Source organism: Corallococcus sp. CA049B, from assembly GCF_003611685.1.
In the GTDB taxonomy this organism is placed as follows: Bacteria; Myxococcota; Myxococcia; order Myxococcales; family Myxococcaceae; genus Corallococcus; species Corallococcus coralloides.
This window is the reverse complement of the sequence record NZ_RAWC01000292.1, coordinates 1-9200: the sequence shown is the minus strand read 5'-3', so window position 1 is coordinate 9200 and position 9200 is coordinate 1. Positions and strand designations below refer to the sequence as shown.

Sequence of the window (9200 nt, the reverse complement as noted above, 5' to 3'; positions counted from 1 at the left end):
GTTTCCCCACCCCGCCCACCAGAGGGGACCGCCGCTGAACAGCTTGGGCCGCCCGCCTGCCTGGAGGGCGACACTCGAAAGCGCTGCCCCCCTGGGGCGCGCGGGTCTATAGAAACAGGCCGTGCGTGCGCCCCCCGCCTACCGACGCAGCCGCGCCACCGCCATCGGTGCCACGGCCTTCCTGATGCTCGCCCTGCCCTTCCTGGTGCTGGGGGTGTTCTTCCTCGGCCAGAACGCGCGCATGGACCTGAGATGCGAACCCCGGGGCCCGTGCGTCCTCAGCCGCTCCAGCTGGCTGGGCCAGGAGGAGGTGGGCCGCTACGCGCCCGGGGACATCCAGGGCGTGGAGGTGGCCCGCAGCCGCAGCACCCGCAAGGGCGCGGCGCCCATCTTCCGCGCCCAGCTGCAGACGACCTCCGGCGTCCAGCCGCTCGCCTACCAGTGGACGCAGGAGGAGCCGGAGGCCCAGGCCTTCGCGGACACCGTGCGGCGCTACCTCACGGGTCCCCGCACGGACGCGCTCGCGGTGTTCCAGGACGACCGCAAGGCGTCGCTGCGCGTGGGCGGCGCCTTCTCTGGCGTGGGCCTGGGCGTGCTCGCCCTGAGCCTGTGGCTGCTCTCCCGCACGCTGGCGCACCGCAAGGCGGAGCGGGCCGCCGTCCCCTGACGGACGACAGAGCGCGCCGAAAAGCAGCCGGACGGGCGCCGCGGACTTCACTTCCTGTCCTACAGTGAAAGGCGCCTGCCCGCTTCCAGGCCCCTCCTGTGCGACCGCGGGGCAGGTGAATAGGTTGTGGCGAATGTTTCGACGCCTCATCGAGCGGATGCGGGGCCTGCGCCGGGCGGCGCCGCACCTCTTGCGGCCCGCGAACGTGGAAGCGGACCGGGCGAAGATCTCCATCGCCCAGCTGGACCACCACTACGCCAACAAGGTCGTGGCGCTGAAGGACGTGAACCTCAACGTCCGCTCGGGTGAGTTCGTCTGCCTGCTCGGCCCCTCCGGCTGCGGCAAGTCCACGCTGCTCTACGCGCTCGCCGGCCACGTGGTGCCCACCGGTGGCCGCGTGGCCATTGACGGCAAGCCCATCCACGGGCCCGGGCCGGACCGGCTGCTGATGTTCCAGGAGGCCGCGCTGTTCCCGTGGCTCACCGTGCGCGGCAACATCACCTTCGCGCTGGGCGCCCGGGGCGTGCCCCGCGCCGAGCGCCGCGCGCGGGCCGACGCCTTCATCCAGCGCGTGCGCCTGGAGGGCTTCGAGGACACGCTGCCCCACCAGCTCTCCGGCGGCATGAAGATGCGCGCCAGCCTGGCCCGGGCGCTCGCGGTGGACCCCACCGTGCTGCTGATGGACGAGCCCTTTGGCGCGCTGGACGCCCAGACGCGCGTGCACATGCAGGAGATGCTGCAGGCCATCTGGCTGCGCTCCGGCAAGACCGTGGTGTTCGTCACCCACGACGTGCAGGAGGCGCTGATGCTGGGCACCCGCGTGGTGCTGATGGCGCCCCGGCCGGGCCGCGTGGTGGAGGACCTGGAGATCCACCTGCCCATGCCGCGCTCGCTGGAGGACCCGTCCCTGGACGCCATGGCGCGCGACATCCGCCACCGCCTGCGCGCCGCGGAGGGGCACGCCGCGGAGGCTCCGCCCGCGGAGCCCGTGCAGCGCCGCACGCGCACGCCGTCCAGCCTGCCTCGCCCAAGCGTCGTGACCGGCCGTTAGAGGGGACACCGCCATGCTGAAGTGGGCGCAGAAGCTGGGGATGATCGCGCTGCTCTTCGCGCTCTGGCAGGGGCTGTCGCGCTCGGGCGTGTGGAACAGGCACCTGTTCCCCGGCCCGCTGGAGGTGGTCCAGACGCTCATCGCCATGGCCCGCGACGGACAGCTGGGCGGCGCCACGCTGCGCTCGCTGGGCCGGCTGACGCACGCCTATGTCATGTCCGTGGGCATCGGCGTGCCGCTGGGGCTGTGCATCGCGCGGCTGTCCTTCTTCCGCAACGCGGTGAAGCCGGTGGTGATGGGCCTGCAGGCCCTGCCCTCCATCTGCTGGCTGCCGCTGGCCCTGCTGTGGTTCGGCCTCAACGACAGCGCCATCCTCTTCGTGGTGGTGATGGGCAGCGTGCTGGGCATCGCCATCGCCACCGAGGACGCGGTCAACGGCCTGGACCCGCAGCTGGCCCGCGTGGCCAGCACCCTGGGCGTGCGGGGCCTGCGCTTCTACTTCGGCGTGCTGTTGCCCGGCGCGCTGCCCGGCATCGTCACCGGCCTCAAGCTGGGGTGGAGCTTCGCGTGGCGCGCGCTGCTCGCGGGCGAGCTGCTCTTCGTCTCCGGCGGCCTGGGCCAGCTGCTCACCATGGGCCGCGAGCTGATGGACGTGTCGCAGGTGATGGCGGTGATGCTGGCCATCATCCTCATTGGCATCACCGTGGACCGCGTCCTCTTCCAGACGGTGGAGACGCGCCTGCGGCGCCGGTGGGGCCTGACGGCGTCCGTGTGAGCCGAAAGACGCTTCTGCCCTCGCGGGCATTGATAACAGGTGGGGAATCTCCAATAGCGTGACGCACCATGGCTTCCGCGCGTCCGCTGTCGCTGCTCCTCGGTGTCTGCGTCGTCCTCCTGACGGGTGTCACGTCCTGCAAGAAGGACACGCCCTCCGGCGCCAACGCGCCCCTGCGCGTGGCCTTCTTCCCCAACATCACGCACGCGCAGGCGCTGGTGGCGAACTCGGAGGGGCTCTTCGGTTCACAGCCCGGCATGGGCCACGTGGAGGTGCGCCAGTTCAACGCGGGCCCCGCGGCCATGGAGGCGCTGGTGGCGGGCTCCGTGGACGTGGCCTACGTGGGCCCGGGGCCCGCCATCAACAGTTACCTCAAGGCCGGCAAGGAGCTGCGCATCATCGCGGGCGCGGTGAACGACGGCGCGGTGCTGGTGGTGAAGAACGTGAAGGCGGCCGCGGAGCTCAAGGGCAAGAAGCTGGCGACCCCACAACTTGGCAACACCCAGGACATCGCCCTGCGCACCTGGCTGAAGGCCCAGAAGCTGAGCATCTCCACGGACGCGGGCGGCGACGTGCAGGTGATTCCCATCAGCAACCCGGACATCCTGGCGCAGTACCTCCAGGGCGCCATCGAGGGGGCGTGGGTGCCGGAGCCCTGGGGGGCGCGCATGCTCGCCGAAGGGGGCGGCCACATCCTGGTGGACGAGCGCGACCTCTGGCCGGACAAGCGCTTCCCCACCACGGTGGTGGTGACGACGAAGAAGGTGCTGGAGACGCAGCGCCCGCGCATCGCGGCGCTCCTGCGCATCCACGTGCGGCTCACCGAGCGCTGGCGCGCGGACCCGGCGGCCTTCGCCACGTCCGTCAACGCCGCCTTTGGCCAGCTCACGCGCAAGCCCCTGAAGGCGCCCGTGCTCCAGGACGCGTTCTCCCGCCTGGAGCCGAGCCTGGACCCGGTGCCCGCCGCGCTGAAGACGTCCGCCGAGCACGCGAAGTCCCTGGGCTTCATCCCCAGTGACGACGTCGCGGGGCTCGTGGACCTGAGCGTCCTGGACGAGGTGCGCGGCGGCGCGAAGCCGGACTAGTCCAGCTTCTCCCCCTGGAGGGACAGGGCCACGTTGTCCGTCTGGTCCACCTGGTAGAGGGCCAGGACCTGCTGCCCCTTCTCCGGTTGCTTGTGGATGGTCAGGTTGGTCATGTCCAGCGGCACCACCGGCCCGGTCACGTCGTGCACGTACAAAATCATCCCGGACCGCTTCACCACCGGCCCGCTGACCTGACGCATCTTGTCCGGGTCCGGGGTGATCTGCCGCACGGACGCGCCCGGGGAGACGAAGTCCGGCGTCAGGGTGGGGAGGGTGTTCCCGGCGTTGGACGGGCTGGTGCTCGCCGGCTCCGTGTAGTTCCCCAGCATGAATGGGGCTTGGTTGCCGTCCTTGGTGACCGTGGGTTCACTCGCCAGGGCGGGGCCCGCGCATAACAAGAGGCCGAGCGTTGGCGCGGTCCACGCCATGGCTCGCCAACGTCGGGTGAATCCGTGCATCATGGTGCCACCTCCGTGTCACGGGGGCGCTGCCCCCGGGGTCTGTCCCAACGTAGGGTGGGTGGCACTGAATGTTCAGCGGCGGAACACGGGCCGTGCGTGAGGCTGCTTCCCCACAGTAGGGTGGCGCGCACGCGAGCCAAGGACCGCTCGCATACAAATACGAGGCACCTTTGGCTGGACGTACCGACGAGCAGCACCGCATCGCCCTCTTCATCGACTTCGAGAACCTGGTCACCAACACCGGCATCAGCGCCAACAACTTCGACCTGCAGCCCGCCCTGGACCAGCTCCTGGAGCAGGGCAAGGTCGTCTTCCGCCGCGCGTACTGCAACTGGTCGCGCTTCGAGGACGCGAAGCAGCGCCTGCACGACGTGGGCGTGGAGCTGGTGGACGTGCCCCCCTCCACCCGCGCCGGCAAGAACAGCGCGGACATGCGCCTGGTCATCGACGCGCTGGAGCTGTGCTACGCGCGCGAGCAGATCGACACCTTCGTCATCGCCTCCGGCGACAGCGACTTCTGCCCGCTCGCGTACAAGCTGCGTGAGAACGGCCGCACCGTCATTGGCCTGGCCGTGCGCGAGGCCAGCTCCCAGATGTTCGTGCGGGCGTGCGACCAGTTCATCTACATGAAGCCCAAGCACCGGGGCGAGTCCTCGCACAAGGACAAGGACCACGGCGGCCGGGGCGGCAAGGGCGACGAGGGCAAGGGCGGCAAGCGGGGCGGGAAGGGCCACGACAAGGGCCACGACGCCAAGGCCAGCGGCAAGGAAGGCGGCGAGTCCAAGGGCGGCAAGCCCAAGGCGGAGGTGCCCGCCGTCGCGCGCGAGGTGGTGCAGAGCCTGATGCGCCGAGCGACCGGTCCGCTCAACCCGTCACTCGTCAAGGAGACCATCGTCCGCAAGGAGCCCGACTTCGACGAGCGCGACCACGGCTTCTCCACCTTCGCGCGGCTGCTGGAGGCGCTGGAGCAGGAGGGGCTCCTGCGCCGCATCCAGCAGGGGCGCCAGGGCTACATCGTGGGCCCGGACTCGGACTTCGGCGCTCCGGCGCGCGAAACCAAGGGCGGCAAGGGGCGCCACGCCAAGGCGCCCGCCCCGGTGGAGGAGGAGGAAGAGGAGCTGGAGTCCTATCCGGACCCGGACGACGAAGGGCTCTAGCCGCTGCTCCAGGGCCCCCCCGCCCGCGAGTCCATCAAGCCGCGCGCGGCGTGGTGGACTCGCAGAGGTGCTCCAGGAACTCCGGCAGCAGGCGGGCGGACATCACCCACAGCTTGCCGTCGCCCAGGTCCGCCAGGGACACGCGCTCCGCGTACTCCACGCAGGTGGCCTCCACGTAGTGGACGAACACCTTGCGGTCGCGCGCGCGGTACCACTCCGCCGCGCGGCCCAGCAGCGCCACGAACGCGTCCTGCACCTCCGGCCGCGCGTCGTCCTCCAGCGGCACCAGGCGCACGCCGTCCAGCACGTTGAAGAGGTTCAAGCCCGGCTGCGCGGACTCGAACACCGCGAAGGCCACGGCGCGGCCTTCATGACGGGCCACCACCAGCTCGCGCTCGCGGGACAGGCCCGCGTCACCCCAGCCGGTGCGCGTGGTCTCCAGGTCGAAGCGCTCCGGCACCAGGTCCAGCGCTTCGCGGTAGGCCTCCGGGCGGGTGCCGGCCACGCGGGCGAAGAAGCTGGCGCGCTCCTCCTGGGTGGGGGCGCCCAGGGTGATGTTCGCGGGCTGCGTCCAGGTGCTGTCCACCTCGCCCTCCATCAGGCGGAAGGGCACGAGGCACGTCTGGCCGGTGTGCGCGTACCAGGTGGCGAAGTCGAACTTCGTGTAGCGCACCCAGCGCACGTTCGCCTCGCAGTAGGCGAAGAACCACTTCACCTCCGGGTCCGCCTGGGTGGGCTCGTAGCCGCGCAGGTAGATGTCGCGCAGGGCCTCGCGCGCGGTGGAGCGGCTGCCCGGGGGCTGGTGCCGCGCCAGCTGGTGCGCCATCCAGCTGCCCGCGTAGGGCTTGAGCACGGACAGCGTGGCCTCCATGCCGTCCTCCGCGGGGCGCACCACGCGGTAGCCCAGCAGCGGCGCCTCCTGGAGCTTGTCCTGCGTGCGGGAGAACTGGTCGCGCAGGCTGACGAACTTCTCCGGCTCCTTGCCCGGCAGGCGGAAGTAGCCGGAGCGCTCGAAGAGCTTCCAGGTGGCGTCGTTCCAGTCGCCCTCCACCTGGGTGGTGGGGTGGGCCTGGGCCTCCACCAGCGCGCGCCACGCGCGGGCCCCTTCGGCGTCCAGGGGCCGGACGCTCACGCCGCAGCGGCGGCCGTGGGGCGTGCTGGAGATGTTGCGCACCTCCGCGCGCAGGCGGACCGGCGCGTGGCCCTCCAGCCCGACCTCCATCACCGGCAGGCGCAGGCCCGGGTACATCAGGTCCTCGCCGGGCTCGGTGAGGAAGGACAGGCCTTCGTAGGAGACATCCAGCAGGCCGCGGTGCACGTGCACCTGGGGCCAGAGCGGGTGGTCGAACTCCACGGTGCAGGACGCGTGGGCCTGCGTGCGGCGCAGCCAGCGGTGGCGGAAGCGCACCAGCGACGTGGGCGCCGGCATCAAGAGCAGTCCGCCCTCCACGCGCGCGGCGTCCACCTGGAAGTGCACCACGCTGGAGTAGCCGAACGCCTCCAGGGTGAGGGGCCCGGGGGGAAGCACGCCGTGCAGCTGCCAGCCGAACGCGTCCTGGAGCGGCTCGAAGAAGGCGCAGGTGACCTCCGCCACGGTCTGGCCATCGCGCGAGCGCAGCACGCCGCGGGCCTGGCGGGACGCGAGCGCTTCACAGATGCGCTGGACGCGGTCCGCGTGGTCGATCTGCTCGCGCCACACGGGCCGCGTCTCCGGCGTGAGCAAGAGGCCGTTGTCACGCAGCGACTCCAACAGGCCCACGATGCGGCGGCCCGCGTCCAGCGGCGGCGCGACGAAGCGCAGGCTCACCTCCGGGCGCATGGCGTTGACGCCAATCACCTCCGCGTCCAGCGCGGTGGCCCACCGCTCGCCCTCACCCACCACCACGGACGCGGCCTGTCCCTTGCGGGGCACCGCGCGCGACTCCAGGTGGAGCGTCAGGTGCTCCAGCGACAGCTGCACCAGACGTCCGGGGGAGAAGTCCGCGCCAAACGAGGCCGCTGCGCTGAGCTCGGTCCCCACCCGGTATCCGAGGAGGGCTTCGCGGCCGGCCGGCGCGTCGTGAGTGTCAGTGTGCATGCGGGGGCTCCCTGATGTCCTACGGGGCATGATCTTACGACGTCCGAAGAAACTGTGTTGTCCCCAGTTACGCGTGACCCGGGGAACTCGGATTCCCACAGAGTGGAGATCCTTCGTCCCTTGTGCACTTAGACCTTCGGGCTGGATTGGCGGCCACGCGTTGGACTGTCGCGAATTGGTTTCTCACGACTCGGGGATTTCCTTTACGGACAGGCGCATGGCCTTCCGAGACAGGTTCAGCTCTGTCCCTCCCCTCGGGTCGTGCGGACCCCGGAAACACAGGGTGATTCCGACACATGGAACACAAGGGACATGTCGCATGTCTACTGGTGACACATGACCTGCCTTCGAGGGACGGAGGCCGGTGCGACACACGTCGGGGATGACTCGCCTCCCCGCGAGGCGTTATCCCTCCAGGCACGCCATGTCCTCCGCCCTCTCCACCCTCTGTCTCCACTGCGGCATGTGCTGTGACGGCACCCTCTTCACCCAGGTGCCGCTCAAGCCCCCCGAGGCGGAGGCCCTGCGCCAGCGAGGCCTGTCGCTGGCGGTGAAGGAGGACGGCACGGCGGTGCTGCCCCAGCGCTGCGCCGCACTGGAGGGCCTGTGTTGCACGGTCTACGCGGAGCGCCCGGAGGCCTGCCGCCGCTACCGCTGCCAGCTGTTCAACGCGCTGGCGGAGGGAGAGGTGTCCCTGGAGGAGGCGAAGGGCGTGGTGGAGACCGCGCACGCGAAGGTGGACGCGGTGGTGCGAGGTGTGGGTTCCGCTGAGGGCGGAAGGGGTCCCGCGATGCGTCAGGCCCGGGTGGCCGCGGCCTCGCTGACCCTGGCTCCTGAGACACGAGAATCCCTGGCGCACGCGGAGGTGTATCTGGACCAGCACTTCCGGGGGCGCTTCCGCCGTTCGGGCGGCTAGCGTGGCGCGGTCCTGTTCTCCAACCGAGGTCTTGCTCCCGTGAAGACATCCCTGCTGGCCGTGCTGTCCTCCGCCGCGCTGTTCGCCGGTGCACCGGCGTTCGCGCAGAACAGTGAGTTCGTGAAGTCCGCGCAGGTGGACCTGGACGGGGACGGCAAGCCGGAGGCGGTGGCGCTCACGGCGGGGGCGGACGGGAAGTTCACGTTGAAGGTGGGCGGCGCGACGTTGAAGGGCGACGCGGCCGGCAACGAGGTCCCGGGCTTCCAGGTGGTGGACCTGGACACGGGCGACAAGTGGAAGGAGCTGCGGGTCCAGACGCTGGGGGACATGGACGACGGCCACCGCTACTTCGTCTACGGCTACGACGGCAAGGCGGTGAAGCTGCTGGGGGACGTGCACGCGCTGACGGAGGCGAAGGGCAACGGCATCGTCCTGGTCGATAGGTGGATGGGCTTCTGGCAGAAGCGGGACAAGTACACGCTGGACCGCAAGGCGTGGAAGCTGGTGCACGTGCCGCAGGAGCTGTACGCGGTGACGTACGCGCCGGGCGAGGAGGTCACGGCCACGGTGAAGAAGTCCTTCCCGCTGACGCAGAGCCGCACGGGCTCCGCGGTGGTGGCCACGACGGCGCAGGGCACGAAGGTGAAGGTGCTGGCCGCGAGCGTCCCCGCGAAGGGAGAGGTCCTCTACCTGGTGAGGTCGTCCACCGGGCTGATGGGCTGGGTGCCCGGCAACGTCCTGGTGGAGTCCACGGACGGGTTGCCGCTGGCGGGGTGAGCTACTCCCGCATGAGCATCACGTTGCGTGCTCCGCAGACGTCGCAGACCAGATACCGCTCGAACCGGGTCGGGTGCGCTGAGATGGCTTCATCATGAACGGTGAGGGTAAGCGTTCACGGGGTAGTGCTCGCCTGAGGGGGCAGTGAGGCAGCGAACGGTGGGCCTCACCACGCTCGACGTGGGCCGGGGGCGGCTTAGAAATAATAGGACGTGGCCACTCCCGACCCAAGAG

The 9200-nt window shown here is 70.5% G+C and carries 9 protein-coding genes; 7 read left to right on the top strand and 2 right to left on the bottom strand.

All coding sequences use genetic code 11. The features are described from left to right. Positions 1-121 precede the first annotated feature (121 nt). From D7W82_RS36265 to D7W82_RS36250, 4 genes are all read left to right on the top strand, one after another. Positions 122-667, top strand: a complete 546-nt coding sequence (locus tag D7W82_RS36265; RefSeq protein ID WP_120622669.1) for a hypothetical protein — start codon at positions 122-124, stop codon at positions 665-667. A gap of 133 nt (positions 668-800) precedes the next feature. After that, positions 801-1718, top strand: coding sequence for an ABC transporter ATP-binding protein (locus D7W82_RS36260; protein ID WP_120622668.1), 918 nt, complete (start codon positions 801-803; stop codon positions 1716-1718). Positions 1719-1731: 13 nt separating this feature from the next. After that, positions 1732-2493, top strand: coding sequence for an ABC transporter permease (locus D7W82_RS36255; protein ID WP_120622667.1), 762 nt, complete (start codon positions 1732-1734; stop codon positions 2491-2493). A gap of 68 nt (positions 2494-2561) precedes the next feature. Further along, positions 2562-3578, top strand: coding sequence for an ABC transporter substrate-binding protein (locus D7W82_RS36250; RefSeq protein ID WP_120622666.1), 1017 nt, complete (start codon positions 2562-2564; stop codon positions 3576-3578). On the opposite strand, the gene D7W82_RS36245 is transcribed toward D7W82_RS36250, so the two are convergent. After that, positions 3575-3907: a hypothetical protein gene (locus D7W82_RS36245; protein ID WP_120622665.1), complete on the bottom strand. Its 333-nt coding sequence runs from the start codon at positions 3905-3907 to the stop codon at positions 3575-3577. The two genes, D7W82_RS36250 and D7W82_RS36245, sit on opposite strands and share 4 nt — an antisense overlap. Positions 3908-4209: 302 nt before the next feature. On the opposite strand from D7W82_RS36245, the gene D7W82_RS36240 reads away from it, so the two are divergent. Next, positions 4210-5196 (top strand): NYN domain-containing protein, encoded by a 987-nt coding sequence (locus D7W82_RS36240; RefSeq protein ID WP_120622664.1) that lies wholly within the window; start codon positions 4210-4212, stop codon positions 5194-5196. A gap of 34 nt (positions 5197-5230) precedes the next feature. Here the strand turns inward: D7W82_RS36240 and D7W82_RS36235 are convergent, their stop codons facing one another. Next, positions 5231-7273, bottom strand: coding sequence for a PilZ domain-containing protein (locus D7W82_RS36235; protein WP_120622663.1), 2043 nt, complete (start codon positions 7271-7273; stop codon positions 5231-5233). A gap of 424 nt (positions 7274-7697) precedes the next feature. On the opposite strand from D7W82_RS36235, the gene D7W82_RS36230 reads away from it, so the two are divergent. Together D7W82_RS36230 and D7W82_RS36225 are read left to right on the top strand one after the other, a co-directional pair. After that, positions 7698-8189 (top strand): YkgJ family cysteine cluster protein, encoded by a 492-nt coding sequence (locus D7W82_RS36230; protein ID WP_120622662.1) that lies wholly within the window; start codon positions 7698-7700, stop codon positions 8187-8189. 39 nt (positions 8190-8228) lie between these two features. Further along, positions 8229-8966: a hypothetical protein gene (locus D7W82_RS36225; RefSeq protein ID WP_233588149.1), complete on the top strand. Its 738-nt coding sequence runs from the start codon at positions 8229-8231 to the stop codon at positions 8964-8966. The last annotated feature ends 234 nt before the right edge of the window (positions 8967-9200 follow it).

What these genes read in the sequence shown, in the direction of transcription:
- D7W82_RS36260 (WP_120622668.1), top strand. Translation starts at nt 801, where the DNA reads ATGTTTCGACGCCTCATCGAGCGGATGCGGGGCCTGCGCCGGGCGGCG.
- D7W82_RS36255 (WP_120622667.1), top strand. Translation starts at nt 1,732, where the DNA reads ATGCTGAAGTGGGCGCAGAAGCTGGGGATGATCGCGCTGCTCTTCGCG.
- D7W82_RS36250 (WP_120622666.1), top strand. Translation starts at nt 2,562, where the DNA reads ATGGCTTCCGCGCGTCCGCTGTCGCTGCTCCTCGGTGTCTGCGTCGTC.
- D7W82_RS36245 (WP_120622665.1), bottom strand. Translation starts at nt 3,907, where the DNA reads ATGCTGGGGAACTACACGGAGCCGGCGAGCACCAGCCCGTCCAACGCC.
- D7W82_RS36235 (WP_120622663.1), bottom strand. Translation starts at nt 7,273, where the DNA reads ATGCACACTGACACTCACGACGCGCCGGCCGGCCGCGAAGCCCTCCTC.
- D7W82_RS36230 (WP_120622662.1), top strand. Translation starts at nt 7,698, where the DNA reads ATGTCCTCCGCCCTCTCCACCCTCTGTCTCCACTGCGGCATGTGCTGT.